The organism is Pseudoxanthomonas sp. LjRoot143 (assembly GCF_964252945.1).
GTDB lineage: Bacteria > Pseudomonadota > Gammaproteobacteria > Xanthomonadales > Xanthomonadaceae > Pseudoxanthomonas_A.
Genome location: NZ_CAXUPM020000001.1, coordinates 1 through 17,195, shown reverse-complemented (window position 1 = coordinate 17,195; position 17,195 = coordinate 1). Strand labels below are relative to the sequence as shown.

Annotated in this window: 19 protein-coding genes and 2 pseudogenes; 14 read left to right on the top strand and 7 right to left on the bottom strand. The window is 64.6% G+C overall.

The genetic code is table 11. The features are described 5' to 3' along the window. Positions 1-32: 32 nt before the first annotated feature. Both ACSQ1W_RS00105 and ACSQ1W_RS00100 read right to left on the bottom strand, forming a co-directional pair. Positions 33-290 carry a hypothetical protein gene (locus ACSQ1W_RS00105; protein ID WP_436041150.1) on the bottom strand — a complete coding sequence of 86 codons (258 nt, stop codon included), beginning with the start codon at positions 288-290 and terminating at the stop codon, positions 33-35. Between the two features lie 157 nt (positions 291-447). Continuing rightward, positions 448-1,035: a SapC family protein gene (locus tag ACSQ1W_RS00100; protein WP_436041148.1), complete on the bottom strand. Its 588-nt coding sequence runs from the start codon at positions 1,033-1,035 to the stop codon at positions 448-450. Between ACSQ1W_RS00100 and ACSQ1W_RS00095 the strand changes: the two genes are divergently transcribed. Together ACSQ1W_RS00095 and ACSQ1W_RS00090 are read left to right on the top strand one after the other, a co-directional pair. After that, the gene (locus tag ACSQ1W_RS00095) at positions 1,034-1,387 is read left to right on the top strand and encodes a hypothetical protein (protein WP_436041146.1); all 354 of its coding nucleotides are present in this window, start codon (positions 1,034-1,036) and stop codon (positions 1,385-1,387) included. The genes ACSQ1W_RS00100 and ACSQ1W_RS00095 overlap by 2 nt on opposite strands. Positions 1,388-1,803: 416 nt before the next feature. Beyond that, positions 1,804-2,778, top strand: a complete 975-nt coding sequence (locus ACSQ1W_RS00090) for a helix-turn-helix transcriptional regulator (protein ID WP_436041144.1) — start codon at positions 1,804-1,806, stop codon at positions 2,776-2,778. 21 nt (positions 2,779-2,799) lie between these two features. Here the strand turns inward: ACSQ1W_RS00090 and ACSQ1W_RS00085 are convergent, their stop codons facing one another. Beyond that, complete coding sequence (locus ACSQ1W_RS00085) at positions 2,800-3,432, bottom strand: cupin domain-containing protein (protein ID WP_436041142.1); 633 nt, start codon at positions 3,430-3,432, stop codon at positions 2,800-2,802. A 314-nt stretch (positions 3,433-3,746) separates the two neighbouring features. On the opposite strand from ACSQ1W_RS00085, the gene ACSQ1W_RS00080 reads away from it, so the two are divergent. Continuing rightward, entirely contained in the window at positions 3,747-4,661 is a 915-nt protein-coding gene (locus ACSQ1W_RS00080) for a hypothetical protein (protein WP_436041140.1), read from the top strand. Between the two features lie 58 nt (positions 4,662-4,719). Beyond that, positions 4,720-6,174: a hypothetical protein gene (locus ACSQ1W_RS00075; protein ID WP_436041138.1), complete on the top strand. Its 1,455-nt coding sequence runs from the start codon at positions 4,720-4,722 to the stop codon at positions 6,172-6,174. 28 nt (positions 6,175-6,202) lie between these two features. Here the strand turns inward: ACSQ1W_RS00075 and ACSQ1W_RS00070 are convergent, their stop codons facing one another. Then, on the bottom strand, positions 6,203-6,931 hold the full coding sequence (locus ACSQ1W_RS00070; RefSeq protein ID WP_436041136.1) for a response regulator transcription factor: 729 nt from the start codon (positions 6,929-6,931) through the stop codon (positions 6,203-6,205). Between the two features lie 132 nt (positions 6,932-7,063). Between ACSQ1W_RS00070 and ACSQ1W_RS00065 the strand changes: the two genes are divergently transcribed. Beyond that, entirely contained in the window at positions 7,064-8,071 is a 1,008-nt protein-coding gene (locus ACSQ1W_RS00065; RefSeq protein ID WP_436041134.1) for an SDR family oxidoreductase, read from the top strand. A gap of 11 nt (positions 8,072-8,082) precedes the next feature. Here ACSQ1W_RS00065 and ACSQ1W_RS00060 read toward each other — a convergent pair whose 3' ends face one another. Continuing rightward, positions 8,083-9,783, bottom strand: a complete 1,701-nt coding sequence (locus ACSQ1W_RS00060) for an ABC1 kinase family protein (protein WP_436041132.1) — start codon at positions 9,781-9,783, stop codon at positions 8,083-8,085. Between the two features lie 119 nt (positions 9,784-9,902). On the opposite strand from ACSQ1W_RS00060, the gene ACSQ1W_RS00055 reads away from it, so the two are divergent. Next, positions 9,903-10,085, top strand: a complete 183-nt coding sequence (locus ACSQ1W_RS00055; protein WP_436041130.1) for a hypothetical protein — start codon at positions 9,903-9,905, stop codon at positions 10,083-10,085. Positions 10,086-10,099: 14 nt separating this feature from the next. Here the strand turns inward: ACSQ1W_RS00055 and ACSQ1W_RS00050 are convergent, their stop codons facing one another. Both ACSQ1W_RS00050 and ACSQ1W_RS00045 read right to left on the bottom strand, forming a co-directional pair. Next, positions 10,100-10,357: a hypothetical protein gene (locus ACSQ1W_RS00050; RefSeq protein ID WP_192271438.1), complete on the bottom strand. Its 258-nt coding sequence runs from the start codon at positions 10,355-10,357 to the stop codon at positions 10,100-10,102. Between the two features lie 51 nt (positions 10,358-10,408). Next, positions 10,409-12,499 (bottom strand): catalase, encoded by a 2,091-nt coding sequence (locus ACSQ1W_RS00045; RefSeq protein WP_436046028.1) that lies wholly within the window; start codon positions 12,497-12,499, stop codon positions 10,409-10,411. 275 nt (positions 12,500-12,774) lie between these two features. Here ACSQ1W_RS00045 and ACSQ1W_RS00040 point away from each other — a divergent pair, with 275 nt between their 5' ends. The 8 genes and pseudogenes from ACSQ1W_RS00040 (at position 12,775) to ACSQ1W_RS00005 (ending at position 17,162) form a co-directional block, all read left to right on the top strand. Continuing rightward, positions 12,775-13,110 carry a hypothetical protein gene (locus ACSQ1W_RS00040; protein ID WP_436041127.1) on the top strand — a complete coding sequence of 112 codons (336 nt, stop codon included), beginning with the start codon at positions 12,775-12,777 and terminating at the stop codon, positions 13,108-13,110. 81 nt (positions 13,111-13,191) lie between these two features. After that, positions 13,192-13,440, top strand: coding sequence for a hypothetical protein (locus ACSQ1W_RS00035; protein ID WP_436041125.1), 249 nt, complete (start codon positions 13,192-13,194; stop codon positions 13,438-13,440). A gap of 66 nt (positions 13,441-13,506) precedes the next feature. Further along, positions 13,507-13,728 carry a hypothetical protein gene (locus ACSQ1W_RS00030; RefSeq protein ID WP_436041123.1) on the top strand — a complete coding sequence of 74 codons (222 nt, stop codon included), beginning with the start codon at positions 13,507-13,509 and terminating at the stop codon, positions 13,726-13,728. Positions 13,729-13,913: 185 nt separating this feature from the next. Further along, a pseudogene (locus ACSQ1W_RS00025) lies at positions 13,914-14,126 on the top strand (ligase-associated DNA damage response exonuclease); the annotation flags it as partial. Positions 14,127-14,680: 554 nt separating this feature from the next. Continuing rightward, positions 14,681-14,938: a hypothetical protein gene (locus ACSQ1W_RS00020; RefSeq protein WP_436041121.1), complete on the top strand. Its 258-nt coding sequence runs from the start codon at positions 14,681-14,683 to the stop codon at positions 14,936-14,938. Continuing rightward, positions 14,938-15,924, top strand: a complete 987-nt coding sequence (locus ACSQ1W_RS00015; protein ID WP_436041119.1) for an AAA family ATPase — start codon at positions 14,938-14,940, stop codon at positions 15,922-15,924. Before ACSQ1W_RS00020 ends, ACSQ1W_RS00015 begins: the two co-directional genes overlap by 1 nt. A gap of 23 nt (positions 15,925-15,947) precedes the next feature. Then, a pseudogene (locus ACSQ1W_RS00010) lies at positions 15,948-16,346 on the top strand (TniQ family protein); the annotation flags it as partial. Positions 16,347-16,475: 129 nt separating this feature from the next. Beyond that, the gene (locus tag ACSQ1W_RS00005; RefSeq protein ID WP_436046270.1) at positions 16,476-17,162 is read left to right on the top strand and encodes a hypothetical protein; all 687 of its coding nucleotides are present in this window, start codon (positions 16,476-16,478) and stop codon (positions 17,160-17,162) included. The last annotated feature ends 33 nt before the right edge of the window (positions 17,163-17,195 follow it).

The following is a 17,195-nucleotide window of genomic DNA, read 5'->3' as shown; positions in this document are numbered from 1 at the left end:
CGAAGGAAACCTTCGATGGATGAATGTCTGCGTCAGGCGACGCGTTTCAGCTGCCGATGCTCCGGACGGGGCCTGTCGGCCTCCGACGCGACGCCGAGCGAGCGCGCCATCGCGCCGATGCGGCGCGACACCATGGGACCCAGGCAGCGCGGAGCACGCCTGTAGGTCTGTTCCCACAGGCCGGCGATGAAGTGATGCGGGTTGCCGATGTCCGCCCTGCCCCGCACGAGGTTCTCCGCATCGGCGAGCCGTTCTTCTATCCGTTCGGGACACAGGGTGCGAGCGGACATGCCCATCGACGTGATGGAAGATGATTGCCGGGCCACACCGGCAAGATCCATTCGAGCGTAGACGTCTCGTACTTCGTTCATGTCGTTCCGACCTGCGGGATGAGGGGAAGGTGTCCGCCGCGCCATGGCTGGCGGCTCGTTATCTGTTGGCCGCACCTCATGCCGCCCGCCTCAGGTCTTCCCAGTTGTGCTGGGAGGCCAGTTGCAGCGAGGTGGGCAGGGTCCAGCCATGGCGATGCCATGCGAGGACGCGGGAGTGGGGCAGGTCGCGATAGGCATCGATGTCGATCACCTGGTGCGGGTGGCTGCGCCGGTCCATGCGCCCATCGTGAGTCCTGGCATATGCGCATCGTTCGACCAGTTGGCAGTCATGCACCAGCGATTCGATCCACCGTCGCGTGCGCTCCAGCGCATCGAGATACTGCAGGCAGCCCTGCCATGCGGTGCGTGCGGTGGCGGAAAGCATTCCCGATGCATCGAACAACGGCATCGAGGTTGCGCCCGGCACCGGCCCGACCACGACCCGATGGCTGGCGGCATCGATGCCGAGCTCCCATCGTCCGTCCGCAGCCTGCATCGGCACGAACGGATAGCGCTGCAACCAACCGGGTACGTAGGCATCCCGCCGCCAACGCCCGTCTCGACCCACGTGCCGGTTGAGGCCACCGGGCGTTCCCAGCACCGCCACCGGATACGACGGACAGCCGGAAGGGAACACGATGGGGTAGTGCCTTGCGGCCGGCATGATCTCCCACGGTGATCGGCACCATGACCGTGGTCACCGCGAAGCCGTAGTAGCCGCCGGCCGGCAGGATCGCCACGCGCGCGTGGTCGTTCGCATCCAGACGAACCGGATGACGGACGAACCCGGGAAGGCCCGGATCGTCCTGAAGTTCCGCCGGCAGGCAGGCGGCAAGGTTGCCGCGCGTCATGACCCTCGTTCCCGCCCGCTGCCATCGAACGCACCGCAGGACATCGACGCGATGTCCCGCACCACCATGCAAGGAAGGAGCGACAGCGAACGGAGGCGCCATTCTTCTGCGATGCGGTACGTCATTGCCTGTTCCATCGTTGAGGGTGTTTCCCGACATCCATGACCGATGCACGGAACCGGGCGGTCGATGTCGGGTCACGTCGTCCGCGTCGACGTCGCATTGTCTTGATCGTCGAGCACGGTGCTTTGCGCTTTACGCACTTCGACCATGCAGTACGCGAACTTTTTTTCCTGCCGGACAGCGTTGCGATGAAACGAGGTCAAATGCCGTCGAAACGTTGGCATTCCGGGCGTTGGGTGAACGCGGCATAGGCGTTTTGCGAACGTCGTTGACAGCGTGGTTTCGACCTGCAAATCTCTGCGCCATCGACACGGCGAGCCTCCCTTTGGCGAGGGCTGGATCCGATGCAGGAACCCCTCCCACCTCGCACGTTCGACACCACGTTCCGGCCGCATGCACGCCCCCGTTCCGCGGCCGTCCATCCCTCGCGTTCTCCGTCCTTGGGAAGTGCCTGAGACATGACGGACCTGGTTGCCGCTCCCGTACCGCTGATCCGTTTCTCTTCCGAGGACCTGCCGGAAGAGACCCGGATGGAGTACCTGCGCGACTTCTACTCGCGTACGCGCATCGGTGCGGAGATCACGCCGATGATCGAGGACGAGAAGTTCCGGCTGGATCTGGCGGTGCAGCCTTTGCTGGGCGACACCTGGGTCGGGCGCGGCCTGATGACGCCCCATCGCGCGACACGCACGGCTGTCCTGGCGTCGGCCACCAACAATGACGGCGTGCTGCTGACCCGATGCACCGGCAGATTCATCTTCAGCGACCGCCACACGGGCGAGATGCCGATCGAAACCCATGACGTGCTCATGGCCAACTTCAATCAGACCTGCGAGTACGTATACCTGGCGCGCGACACGGTGCAGACGCTCGCCATCGATCGCACCCAGCTGCTGAACCGGCTGCCCGGGTTCGAGCCCGAGGTCAGCACCCGGTTCGACGGGCGCAGCCCCGCGCTTTCCCTGCTGTTCGCGTATGCGGAGGCGATATCGCGCGAAAGCGTCGGCAGTACCATGCTCGGCCAGGTGGCCGCCATGCATCTGGCGGACCTGGCCGCACTGGCGCTCGGGGTGCGCGGCGACCATGCCGAAGCCGCCCGTGAGAGCGGACAGAAGGCCGCCCGCTTCGCGCTCATCAAGGCCGATCTCGAACAGGATTTCCAGAATACCGAGTTGAGTGCGGCGGCCGTCGCGCACCGGCACGGCATCAGCGTCCGCTACCTGCACGTGCTGTTCGAGCAATCGGGGCAGACCTTCGGCGATTTCGTCCTGGAGCGGCGCCTGCGATTCGCGATGTCGCGACTGACCGATCCGCGCTGCCGTCACTTGCGCGTGGCGGATATCGCCTTCGATTCGGGATTCGCCGACCTGACGACCTTCAACCGCGCGTTCCGTCGCCGCTTCGGCGCCACGCCTTCGTCCGTCAGGCCGTAAGCGTCGGGTCTGATGGCGGACCTATTCCGCGTAGTACGTCCGGATGCGCAGCAGGCGGATCAGGGGCCCGAGCAGGATGGCCGATCCCCGTTGCAGCCAGACCGGCAACGACGCGACATAGGTGCAGTTGTAGGCTGCGAACAGGCTGACGGCCTGCAACCAGGTCCGCGCGCCGCGTCTGGAATGCCCAAGACCGGACCGGTCGACCTGCACCAGGAACATGTCGAGTGCGCCGGCAGGCGCTGCCTCGACCTGCGCCGACACGGGCTCGTCGCCCGCATTGAAGTAGCGGTAAGGCGTGCGCGGCGCGATGACGATGCCTTCACCCGGCCCCAGCCGCTTTCGCTTGCCGTCCACCCATAGCGTCAGACAGCCTCTCGCCACCGTGATGCTCACGGTCGAACGCGGATGGACGCAGGCCACCGGGCCCGAACTGTACGCATCGAGACCCAGCACCGCGACGAACAGCTGTCCGCCGGTCTGGTCGCGCGTGGCCGTGTACAGGAATGTCTGCCCAAAGGCGGTGTGGTTCACCTGCATGCCCCCCTGCAGCCGCTCGCGCTGACCGCGCTCGTCCGACGCACGGCGATGCTGGTGCCAGGCGAGAAGGACGTAGGCGACAAGGGCCAGGCCCGACAGCAACGCGAACGCCATCCGATGTCCAGGTTCCAGGAAGGTCCGGGGCCTGCACCGGAACGGCACGCCCATCGACCGGAAGTGTAGGAACGCTGCGTCCGCCAGGCTCGGTAATGCGTGCACAAGAATCAGGCACCCAGTGAACTGGACGCATCAGGACACGCTCCGGAAGGGTTCCCATAGTGCATACACGCAGTGCATGAAGTGCAGAGACACCTCACGGCAGAACCGCAGAATGGATGACGTCACGCCATTCGGCGACGGAGCTCCGGCATGCATCGCACACACGCGTCAGAAACATCGACGGGCACACGCCCGTGAAGACCATGATCATGGCGTCCTGGGGATGGATCGGCCTGGGCATGCTGTCGGCGTGCCTGGTGGCGTCGGGCGTGGCGCATTCCGCCGCGAGTCGGCCGGAGAAGGGATTCCAGCTGGATATCGGCGCCCTCACCATCGTCGCCAAGCGCGACCGGATCTCCGCGCCGGGCTTTCCCGACTCCACCATGAACCCCTTCCGCAAGATGGATATCCATCGCTTCTCGCTGCGACATGAGGGCCGCCCGGTGAGCCTGTCGCTGCCCGGACGGCCCGGCGATGCGATCTCGTCGTTCAACACGGTGTACGTGCTGAAGGATGCGCCGCGACCGGCGCTGCTGGTGCCCTCGGGGATGGGTGTCCATCTGGTCGAGCACGGCGACCATGGCTTGCAGGTACGCGCATTGCCTGCGATGGATCGGCCCGTCGCACAGCTGCAGTGGCTCGATGCCGCGGCGGGGCAACCGGTCGCCGAGCAGAGCCCGCGCCTTGCCGAGCACGCACCCGCAGCACTGACGCTGCAGGGCGGACGCTGGCTGCTGGTGAACCGCTCGGTGGTGCTCGACGTCAGGACGCTGCAGTACCACGCGGTTCGCCCGTGGATACCGCAGGGCAGCGACCAGCCGATGGCGGGCCTGAATGCGTCGACGGAGCCGGCCCTGGCCCTCTCGCCGCAGGGCAGCCAGTACGTGGCGTTGGCCAGCGGCGCCGGGACCGACGATGGCTGGGACCGCGCCCTGCTGGTGGTCGACATGCCCACCGGCAATCCGTACGGCGTTCCCATTCCGCTCCGGCACCGCGCGGACGTGGATGCCGGCCTGGTCGACGGCGCCTGGGTCCTGAGGCACTTCGCTTGGCGGAACCGGAGCGGTGTCGAAGAGCTCGTCCACATCGACGACATGCAAGCTCCCCACACACCCAGGATCTGAGATGTAACCGACCGCGCCCGTGCGCCCGCCATGCCGCACCGCACTCCGTATCGCCACGATGTCGATCGCATTGCTGACCGGGCTCCCCGCGCTCGCGGCAGATGATGGCCATGCCTGGCGGCAACGCCTGGAACAGGATGCCCGGCGCTTCCACGCCGCTATCCGGGAAAGCCACCCAGGCACCGTCGACACGGCAAACCCCGGCTTCAACGCCGTGCTCGAGAAAGCGCTGGACACTACGTTGGCCCGCGTCCGGCAAACCCGCGATGCCGGCGGTTACTGGTGGGCCCTGCGCGAGTTCCAGGCCTTCTTCGACGATGGTCATGTCCAGATGGTGGCGACCCGCAACTGGACACCCCTGCCGAAGCGCTGGCCAGGTTTCCTGACGCGTTTCGACGGCGACCGGCAGGTGGTCGCCGTGAGTGAAGACGCCGCAGCGCCCCGCGTCGGCGCGGTGCTGGTGTCCTGCGACGGCCTGTCCGCCGACGTGCTGGCGCGCGAGCGACTGGGGCGCTTCAGCGGACGCTGGATGCTGGAAGCACAGCGCGCCGATCTTGGGCCGCGACTGTTCATCGACGAGCGCAATCCCTGGCTCGCGCCGCTACGCGAGTGCATCTTCGAAGCACGGGGACAGCGCCACCGCATCACGCTCCAGTGGCACGACATGGACGACGCGACCTTCGAAGCGCAGCGCGCACGGGTCCAGCCCATGCTGCGTGCGCCTGTTGGGCTGCAGTCGTGGCCGGGCCTCAGCTGGCTGTCGCTGGGCACGTTCGACGGCAATCCACAATCGGATGACTACGACGCGCTCGTCTCGTTGGTCGCCCAGGTGCAGGCGCAGGCGAAACCACTGCGCGAAGGCGTGATCGTGCTGGACGTGCGCGGCAACACGGGGGGTTCGTCGCACTGGAGCCGCAGGATCGCCGAAAGCCTGTGGGGACCCGCCGCCGTGCAACGTGCAACGCAGAGATCGGACGGCGTCGACTGGCGCGTCTCCGTCGCGAACATCCAGCACATCCGCACCCTGCGCGATCGCGTAGCCGCCGCGCCCTCACCCGATGTCGAGCAGGTGGCATGGCTGAGTGCGGTGCTCGCGGGGTTGGAGCAGGCCCAGCAGCAGGGTCTGGCCCTGTGGCGCCAGGCCAATGACGAAACGGGCGATCCGCAGCCCGCCGCGCTCGCAGACGGCGGGGGCATGGACCGCGCGCCCCGCGTCTACGTCGTGACCGATTCCGCCTGCGCATCCGCGTGCCTGGATGCGATGGACCTCTGGAAAGCGCTGGGCGTCATCCAGGTCGGGCGGGAGACATCCGCCGACACCCTGTACATGGAAGTGCGCGCCGAACGGCTGCCCAGCGATCTGGTCTGGGCCGTGGTGCCGACGAAGGTCTACCGCGGGCGGCTGCGTGGCGACAACGAAGCGTATCGCCCCGACCATGTCTACGAGGGCGACATGTCGGACACGGAAGCGCTGCAGGCCTGGATTCTTGAACGAGTAGCCGCGACGCGATAGTAGGCGTGCCGGGTGAACGCCGTGGGGGCTAGGCCGTCGCGACGGCGACGGGCTGCGGACGATGCGCCGGCTCGAGGTCGGCGATGCGATACCCGGCGCTCTGCACGGTATGGAGCAGCGGCGTGTCGAAGCCACGGTCGACGACCTTGCGCAGGTTGTACAGATGGCTGCGCAGCGTGTCCGAATCGGGTTGATCGTCGCCCCATATCTCGCGCTCGATCTCGCGGCGCGACACAACGCGCGGCGACTCACGCATCAGGATGGTCAGCAACTTCGTGGACACCGGAGACAACTCGATCTCGCGGTCACCTCGCCGCACACGGTGGCAGGCGGGATCGAACGAAAGATCGCCGACCTGAAGCACCTTCCTGCCGACCTCCTTGCGGTTGCGACGGATAACCGCATGCAGGCGGGCTTCCAGTTCCTGTGTCGCGAAAGGCTTGGTCAGGTAGTCGTCCACGCCGTCCTCCAGGCCCGCGAGCTTGTCGTCCAGCGTGTCGCGTGCGGTCGCCATGATGATCGGGGTCGAGATGCGCGCCTCTCCCCGCAGCTTCCTCACCACGTCCATACCGTCCATGCGCGGCAGATTGCCGTCGAGGATGATGGCGTCGTACCGGTTCTCCACCGCCAGCCGGTAGCCCTCCGCGCCATCGGCCGCGTAATCGACCTCCATGCCGCGGCTCTCCAGATAGAGGCCCACCGCTTCGGCAAGGCTCCGGTTGTCTTCGATGATGAGGACGACAGCCGAGATCGACATGGCGGTTCCCGTTGGAATTCAGTTTGGTGAACCTGCACGACGACGTGTCGAGCCGGTGTGAAGGCGACGCCAATCACGCGATACCCACGTACGACGTCGCGATGATGGCGGCTCCCGTAAGGAGGGCGCGCCATGACAACGAAGAAGAAAGCGGCGAAACAGCCGGATACGCAGACAAAGGGCGCGAAGACGACGGTGACCCGACAGCGGAAGCTGCAGGCGGACATCGACCGAAAGGACGCCGCCACGCCTTCGAAACCGCCGAAGAAGGCGACGCAGGCGGGGGTCAGGAAGCAACCGGTGCGGATGCCCGCCCAGCATCTCGACAAGCCTGGTGAGGAAGCGGACCTGATCCTCGCTCCGGCCTTCGAGGCCGCCGGCTATCGCGGCAGCGGCAAGCTGGAGGGCATGACCGCCATCGTCACCGGCGCCGATTCGGGCATCGGCAGGGCGGTGGCCGTATTGTTCGCGCGCGAGGGCGCCGATGTCGCCGTGCTCTATCTCGATGAGCACGAGGACGCGAAGGAGACGGCGCGCTGGATCGAGAAGGAAGGCCGAACCGCCGTACTGTTTCCCGGCGATGTGCGCGACTCCGGCTTCTGCAACCGGGTGGCTGGCAAGGTCGCAGAACGGTTCGGCAGGATCGACGTGCTGGTCAACAACGCGGGCTTCCAGCTGCATGCCAAGCGCCTGGAGGACCTGACCGACGCGCATCTGCAGGAGACGCTGCAGACGAACGTGGCCGGCTATATCCACATGGCACGCGCCTGCCTGCCCCACATGGAGCGCGGGGCGTCGATCGTGAACTGCGGCTCGGTCACCGGCCTGTTCGGCAGCCCCAGCCTGATCGACTACTCCGCCACCAAGGGTGCCGTGCACGCGTTCACCAAGGCGCTCGCCGCCAACCTGCTGGAGCGCGGCATCCGCGTCAATGCCGTGGCGCCGGGACCGGTGTGGACGCCGTTCAATCCGGCGGACAAGCCCGCGGAGGAGGTCGCGGAGTTCGGCAAGGACAGCGCGATGGGCCGTCCTGCGCAGCCGGAAGAACTGTCGCCGGCATTCGTCTTCCTCGCCTCACCGGTGATGTCGTCCTACGTCAACGGCATCGTGCTGCCGGTCATGGGTGGCCCCAAGGGCTGATCGCCGCCGCACTAGCGTGGTCCGCGCTCCTCGCGCGACCGCGCACGATGGTCGCTGAGCAGCGAGCTGGCGATGATGCCTCCCCCCAGCGCCACGCCCAGCAGGAACAGCACCAAGGCCACCACGGGATAGCCCCACAGCGTGTGCGACGACGGCACGCGCATCATCATCGCCGAGGCGAGAATCAGCGCGGCGGTGATGACGCCCACGGAGATGCGGTTGGCGATCTTCTGCAGGTTCTCCATCAGCCTGGATTCTTCCAGGCCGGTGACCCGCATCTGGAACCGGTTCTCGGCGACCAGCGAGAGGATGTCCGACAGCTTGCGCGGTCCATCGCGCAGCAGCGCCTGGACCTCCATCATCTCGCTGGCCAGGTTCGGCGAAGACAGCGACTTGCGCAGGCGCGCACGCATCACGTGCTGGAGCTGGTCCTCCACCACGCGCTTGGTATCGAGTTCGGGCGCCAACAGGTGGCAGACGGTATCCAGGTTGAGCAGCGTCTTGCCGAGCAGGCTGAGCTCCGGGGGTGGCCGCAGGCCGCACTGGGCGGCGATGCGCACCAGGTCCAGCACCACCCTGCCCTCGGACATCGACGACTGATGGGCGCCGTATCGGGCGATCAGCTGGCCTACTTCGCGCAGGAAGCGCGGCTCGTCGTAGTCCTCCAGCCGGATGCCCAGGGCGATGCACTCTTCCGCGACCTGCTCGCCGCGACCATCGACGGCGGCGAACAGGAGCTTGAGCAGGCGGTCGCGTTGGCGGGGCGGGACGTTGGCGACCATGCCAAGGTCGAAGATCGCCAGGCGTCCGTCGTCCGTCACCCGCAGGTTGCCCGGGTGCGGGTCGGCATGGATCTCGCCATGCACGAACACCTGGTCCAGGTAGCCGCGCAGCAGGTCTTCCGCCAGCGGCGTCATGCCCTGCTCGGTACGGCGCAAGCCGGAAATCTGGTCCACACGCCGGCCATCGGCCAGTTCCATCGTCAGCACGCGCTTGGTGGTGTAGTCCCACACCGGCGCAGGCACCCACAACTGCCGGAACGGCGCCAGGTGCTCACGGAAGCGCTCCAGATTCTCCGCTTCCGCCACGTAGTCCAGTTCGGCGGTGAGCGAGCGCGCGAACTCGCCCAGCCATTCCGAGAAGCGCACATGGCGTCCCACGTCGGTGAAGCGGTCGGCAGTGCTGGTGATCCCGCGCAGCAGGTCGAGGTCGGCCATCAGCTGCTGCGCCACGCCGGGCCGCTGCACCTTGACCGCCACCTCGCGGCCGTCGCGCAGCGTCGCGCGGTGGACCTGCGCCAGCGACGCGCAGCCGAGCGGGGTCTCGTCGAAGCTGGCGTAGGCCTTGCTGATGCGAACGCCGAGTGCGTCCTCGACCTGTTCGCGGATCACGTCGAAGGACACGGGCGTGACCTTCTCCTGCATGCGTTCCAGCGCCGTCGCATAGGCGGCGGGCACCAGATCGGGGCGTGTCGACAGCATCTGCCCCAGCTTGACGAAGGTGGGACCCAGCGCTTCCAGCTCGTCGGCGAACTTGTCCGGACTGCCGTCGTCGGCAAGGTCCTCGTCCAGCATCGCCGGTTCCAACGAAAGGCCGTTGAACACGCCGGTTCTCCGGTAACGGAACAGGAAGCGCAGGATGGCGGCGCGGCGCGTCAGCCGGCTCTCGCTGGATGGCGTGGAAGGGATCGCGTGAGCAGCTTCATCGGTCATGACGCCGTTGTCGCGCGCCTTCGGTGAGGGCCGGGTGAACACCGGTTGCCCCGGCTCACGCGCCACTCACCGTTCGGGGTTTGAAATCGATACCCGCGCCTACGAGGGAGTCCAGACCCATGAGCCAGCCGCAAACGCACAAGCCCAATCCGCACGGGGATGGCGAAAAGGCCAACACGCCCGACAAGCATCGCAACGACAACGCGCGCTGGAAGGATCATGACCAGCCCGACGCGCCCCGCACGGACCGCCCCGACCCGGAACGGGACTATCCCGACGCGCGCGACAGTGTTCCGCGATAACGGAGAGTGGGATATCAGAGCGGCGGTACGACGGGCCGTTCGCGTACCACCGTACCCGGCGCAACCGTATAGCTGTCGGCGACGATCTGCTGACGCTGCGCGACGGTGGCCAGCAACTCGTTGGTCCTGCGCTGTTCCTCGATCTGCCGCCGCAGCAGTCCTTTGATGCCGAACACCGCGAACGGCACCAGGATCCACAGGATCGAGAGCACCAGCCCGAGCGCGAGCAGGAAGAAGCCGAGGAAGGTGTAGCCGGCGGTCAGGTTGTCCATACAGGTCTCCTTGTCGGTGGTATCGGGTGAACGGTCTGCGTGACGCGGCGGTCAGGCCAGCGTGCGGACCTTCTTTTCGCGGTTCCATTGCCGCGTTCGCGCAGCGGAGAGGAAGGCCTCGGTAAGGTCGGCATCGACCACGCCGGCATCACGCCCGACGCCTGCCGCCTTCAGCAGGACCTGTGCGCCCGCGTCGACGCCGATCGCCTTCAGGTGGCCGAACGCATCGCGCACGAAATCCACGGCGGCGGCCTCCTTGGCCAGGCGTTTGCCGGCATCGGCATCCAGTACCAGGGCCACGGCATCGAACAGCACCGAGGGCGTGCCGGCCAGTTGGCCGTCGGCCGGCAGCTGCATGCCGTCGTCGAGGGTGGCGCCGCCAAGGCGAGGTGCGACAACCTTCACCGTGGCCCCTTCGCGCTCGATCGCCTTGCGCAGCGCCTTGATCAGTTTCGCATCGGAGCCATCGTCGACCAGGATGCCGATCGCGCGTCCTTCCAGCGTGTCGCGCATGCGGTCGATGATGCGCAGCGCAGGCGATGGCGGCATGTCCTTCGGTGCGACGGCCGCGTCGGGCGCCGCTGGCATGCCATCCATACCCAGACCCGTGGCCACGCGTTCGGCCAATGCCTGGTCGATGTGGCGCAGATGGCCGACGACCGCCTCACGGACATGCGAAGTTTCGACCTTCGACAGCTCGAACACCAGCGCGGACGCCAGGTGCGCCTGCTCGTGCGCACTCTGGCTGCGGAAGAACAGGCGTGCCTGGGTGTAGTGGTCGGCGAACGATTCGGGGCGCAGCCGCTGCTTGCCGCCCGACTCCACCGGCGTGGCATGGCAGCGGAACCCTGCCGGCGTCTCGCGCGGTGAATCGGCCTGCAATGAGCTGGGCTCGTAATTGACGCGCCCCTTCGGAACCGCCATCTGCATGTGTCCGTCGCGCTGCAGATTGGCGAACGGACACTTGGGTGCGTTGACCGGGATCTGGTGGAAATTGGGGCCACCCAGCCGGGATAGCTGCGTATCGAGATAGGAGAACAGCCGTCCCTGCAGCAGCGGATCGTCGCTGAAGTCGATGCCGGGCACGATGTTCGCGGGGCAGTACGCCACCTGCTCGGTTTCGGCGAAGAAGTTGTCCGGCCACCGGTCCAGCACCATCCGCCCGATGACGGTCAGCGGGATGGTTTCCTCGGGGATCAGCTTGGTCGGATCGAGATGGTCGAACGGGAATTCCGCGGCCTGCTCCTCGGTGAACAGCTGCACCGCGAGGTCCCAGGCCGGATGGGCGCCGGCCTGGATCGCCTCGAACAGGTCGCGCCGATGGAAGTCGTTGTCGGCCGCCTGCAGCTTCACCGCCTCGTCCCACACCGTCGACTGGATGCCGAGCAGGGGTCGCCAATGGAACTTCACGAAGGTCGAACGGCCCTGCGCATCCAGCAACCGGAAGCTGTGCACGCCGAAGCCTTCGATGGTCCGCAGCGAACGCGGGATCGTGCGGTCGCTCATCGCCCACATGATCATGTGCATGGTCTCGGGCGTCAGCGACACGAAGTCCCAGAACGTGTCGTGGGCACTGCCCGCCTGCGGAAAGCCACGGTCGGGCTCCATCTTCACCGAGTGCACCACGTCCGGAAACTTCAGCGCGTCCTGGATGAAGAACACCGGGATGTTGTTTCCCACCAGGTCCCAATTGCCCTCGCTGGTATAGAACTTGACCGCGAAGCCGCGCACGTCGCGCGGCGTGTCGACCGAGCCCGCGCCGCCGGCGACCGTCGAGAACCGGGTGAACACCGGCGTGCGTACGCCCACGTCGGTCAGCACCTTGGCGGTGGTGAACTTCGCGAGCGACTTCTTGAGTTCGAAGTAGCCGTGCGCCGCGGTGCCGCGCGCATGGACGATCCGTTCCGGTATGCGTTCGTGGTCGAAGTGGGTGATCTTCTCGCGGAGGATGAAGTCTTCCAGCAGCGTGGGGCCGCGGGGCCCTGCGCGCAGCGAGTTCTGGTTGTCGGCGACCGGGATGCCCTGGTTGGTCGTCAGACGGGGATGCTGTCCGCCGGCACTGTCGTGGCGTTCGTCGCCTGCGCCTCGCGCGGCGGGTCGTGGCGTTCCGGGGGACTTGGCGGGCTTCTTCTGGCTGGCCATCGGGATTCCAGGGGTAGGGCGACAAGGCGTGTGCATGCGGTCGACGCGGCGCAACACCGACGCGTCTTCGCCATGCACGGCGTGCATCGGATCTTCCACGCGACGCGTGACCACGATGTGCACCGCAGGTCATGTTGGTGAACACCATGTCGGTGGCCGTCGCGCGCCGACGTGCATCGGTCTTTCCTCGCTCGGCGCGGCCGTCGACGTTGACGCGGCATCGACGCCGCATGCGTACCGTTGGGCATCCCACGCGCCGCACCAGGGAAAGCGACATGCCCCACGCCAAGCTCTCGCCCGACTATGTGTGGCGACAGGAAAACGACCAGCACACCTTGCACCTCGGCGATCATCCCCTGATCCGCATCCTGCCCGTCGGTGCCGGCTGGATCGTGCGCACCCTGCTGCATGTCCCCGGCATCGCGCCGCAGCAGTTCGCGGTGCGTTCGGTACAGAGCGGAAAGGGCTGGGCGACACGCTGGACACTGGACCGCCAACGCCTGATTGCCCGCGCCTGCGGCAGGGAGGATCTGGCACCCGACGTCATCCACGCGCCGCCGCGCCGCTCTTACGCCTGGCAGCATGCGAGCTGGACGCGGTCCGCCGGATAGCGCGACTGACCCAGTGCGCGGTACCGGACGGCCTTGCACCGTGGCGCGTCGTTTCGGGCCTGTAGCACGGGAGTGTCGACGGTGACCGACATCATTGGCTGGACAGCCTCCGCGATCCTCTTGGCGACGCTCGTGCGGCAGATCGCCAAGCAGTCGGCAAGCAAGGACCGGGAAGCCGTATCAGCCTGGCTGTTCCTCGGCCAGGCCAGCGCATCGCTCTTGTTCGTCGTCTATTCCGTCCTGCTGGAGAACTGGGTGTTCACGGTCACCAACAGCTGCCTGCTGATCACCGCCATCGTCGGCCAGATACTGACGCGACGAAAATCCTGAAGGCGCCACTCAGGACATTGCACGGCAACCGGAAGAACAGGCAGCGCCACCACAGAGGAGGTACGCATGAAACCCGTGAACGAAGAGATCTTCGTCGTGGACGAGTTGGGACAGCAGGTGTCGTTGATCCGCGTGATGCCCGACAGTGAAGACAACCTCCGCGCGGGCGATCGGAAGACCGGCGCCGCGGCCGAGTTCCGCACCGCCGACGGCCTCCGTGTCATCGCGCTGGATGACGGCACATTCCAGGTCGAAGCGACCGGGACGCGATTCAGGCCCGCACAGTGACGCCCCAAGCGCGTACCAGCGCCCTTTCCGCAATGCATTCGCGCCCCTGCACGTGCGCAACGGACCCAAGGTCCGGATCGGCATGCTTCCGACTGAGCCACGTCTCACGCCTAGCGACTTCCGGATGAATTCGCCTCGTTCCGCGTCACGTCCGCATAACCCGCTTCGCCGTGGAATCCTGATCGATGGGAGTCCATGACCGCGACATCGTCCAGCTCCGTCCCGAGGGGATGTACTGCCCCGCGGGTGACTTCTACATCGACCCCTGGCGTCCCGTTGCCACCGCCGTCATCACGCATGGCCATGGCGACCACGCACGGATCGGCATGGGGTGTTACCACGCGGCACGCGCATGCATGCCGGTGTTGCGCTGGCGGCTCGGTGAGCAGGAATTCCATCCGGAGACTTCCATTCAGAGTACTTTGAGATATTTCTAGCGCAGCAAGGAATTACCAAGCAGACCCGCCCACCGGACTTCCCCAAAGGCAGCGGGGAGATCGAAAGCGCATTCGCTTCCCTCTCAAGCTTCATCAAATTTACCGCTGGCGGCACTTACAACGATGCAAGGGGAAGGAAGACCTCAAGCACCCACAGAAGTAGGTCGACCGCAGTATTTGACCTTGTCGAGACGTACCGGCATGTCGAAGACTACTTCTTCCGATCTTTCAATCTAGCGCCGAAATCTCACGCAGAGTCACCCGATACTAGGCTCCGGACGAGTCTCGAGAAGTGGCCGATCAGCGGACGAAAGGCTGTTCTGAACGCTGACTTTCTCAGAGCGACAGCCGTCGAACTCAGCTACAGACTCAAGGTACATCCATCTGGGATTCGTCATTTCGGACGATGGTTCAGCCATCCAAAGCTCTTCTCAAGTCTCCACAAGGGGTATGTAGCTGCATACGAAGAGCCTTGGGATCAGGATCGTCTATACGTCCTACTCAACGGTGAGCGGGTGACTTGCTCTCATGCCGCAGGCAACTACGACGATGTACCCAACCCGGAAGCCTGCATTCGGGCAATCCTATTCAACGAAGGTCAGGACGTAATCGAGATTGCCAAGAAGGATGCCAGGCAATCGAATGCCAAACGCTACCGAAAGGCGCTCGATGGAAAGCGCGATCGGCCCGCCAATAAGGTCAAGACTCAACCGGAACCCCTGCCGCCAAGCCAGTTCGTCTTGCCGTTCAAGCGTCGCAAGGAGAATGGCTGATGAACATCATTGAAGAACTCAAGAGGACGCTCGAACACGATCACTATCAGACCGTAGTTAATACCACCCACTCACGCGCTACCTTCATGCTAGGCGGATCTGTGCTAGCGGTCGTTGGACCAACACGTGTGGGAAAGAGCCGTGCCGTGAGAGAAGCCCTGCGAAAGCTCTACCCGCCATCCTTAGGGAAGTTTCCTCCGTATATCGAGATTGATGCATCCACCACCGATAGTGGCTTCATATCGACGCGGTATCTCACTCTGACGATGCTGGCCGCGGTAGAGCACGCCTTCTACGTAGGTGAGGAGCATGGCCTCCGGTTGAACAACACTGAAACCGTCGCAAGAATTCGGCTGGTCAAAGCCATAAAGCATAGGGGGATCGAGCTGATCTTCATCGATGAAGCCCATCACTTGCTACGAACTAAGAGTACGCGCAGTGCTCTTGCAGCTCTGGACTGGCTAAAGTGCTTAGGTAACGAGACAGGCGTGAAGATTGTCCTCGCCGGATCTTACGAACTGCTTTCGGCCTGCTTCACATCTGCCCATCTGAATGGCCGACTCTCGCTAATCGAGTTCCCGCGTTACAAGCCTGTCGAAGCCGACATGAAGAAGTTCCATAGACTGCTCGCTTCTCTCGACCCAATTCTACCTTGGGCCAGCGGCCAGTCTCTTCTTCAGAACTGGCAGCTTATGTACGACGGAACGCTTGGTTGCTACGGCCTTCTGGAGTCTTGGACCCTGACCGCGCTGTCAGAGATGACGAGTGCCGGCTCCAAGCGCCTAACCCGAGAGCATTTCATTCGAACGCGATTCCAGGAGCAGTTGGATCCCATCATCGATGAGATCGCACTCGGGGAAGGCGTGCTGAGTCCAGTCGCCACAACTCGGAACAGAAGCGCAGCAAAAAGTAGTCCAGTAAAGAGGAAGAGCAAGCCGGGTCGACGCAAGCCAAAGCGGGATCCTGTGCTCCAGGCCGCGCCGTGAGTCATTACTTCTCCATAACACCCATGGGCGTAGGCACAGATCAGGTCGAGTGCCTTTCCTCATACTTATCACGCATGGCGGATGCACATGGAGTGACGCGGTATCAGCTCGTGTCACATCTTCGTGCATGGTGGAAGCAGCGCAGGGGCAGGACGCTCCCGCGCTGCGAGGAAATGGCATGGAACGGCTACGGCCCGAACGTCTATATCGCGCTGCAAGTACTACGCGACGCAACAGGCCACGACCTTACCGACTGCACGCTTTCGCGACTCAGGGGAACGTGCTCGGGCAACTGCATCTCCTCCGTACGACACACGCGCTACTGGTGCCCGGCCTGCTACCGGGATGACGCCCGGTCAGATCTTCCTGTTTATGATCGACTCGTATGGCAACTCCAGATATCCGAGCGCTGCTCCATTCATAAGCATCGGCTTCTCAACAAGTGTCCGTCGTGCGGGGAACTTCAGCGGAGCGATATAAGCAGGACAGGCCTGGATAAGTGCTTCCGTTGCTTGCGCGATCTATCCAAGGGTGCGTCGAAACGCTTTTACATGCCTAACCCCACGTTCGGGGAGAAGAACGCCCACTCACTAATTGCCTCCCTTCCAGTCCTCAAGAGGATCCCGAAGCATCCTCATGTGGCCTTCATAAAGGAGATAGAGCGCGGCGGTGTCGATAGATCCGACCTAGCGGAGCCCTTGGGAGAGATATTCCATGAGCGCAGAACGATAGCCAGACCTCGGCTAGGAAGCCTGTTTCTGTTGGCGGCCTACTTCGATGTAGACATATCGCTGCTCCTCACCAACCCTAGGATGACAGCGAAACAATGTGACCTTGGATTCCGTCTAACGCTGCCTCGCACAGTCCACAGGAAGATCCCGCGGACCAGGGAAGAGAGAAGAGAAGCGATCGAGATCGCGCTTAGAAGGACAGTTCAAGGACCCGCCCCCTATCCCAGCTTCGCCGAGTTCAGTCGAGAGCACGGCATGCATGAACAAACCATTTTTCGACACTTCCCCAGGCTTTCAAGGGAATTAATAAGCAAGAGATCCCGATCAATCGAGAAGCTGCGCAGCTCGGAAGCAGGCAGGATTGATGCATCGCTTAGGAAGTTTCTTGATCGCGGTGAGATCAACCTTAGTAAAGAGGCGATTCGATCGACGGCTCTGAGTTGCAGGTCATCAATATGCCAAGTCAGAAAGGCTTGGAAACGCTTGCGTGTAGCACAGCAAGGTTAGTAGAAGGCAGCTATCAGTTACGCCCACTTTCGA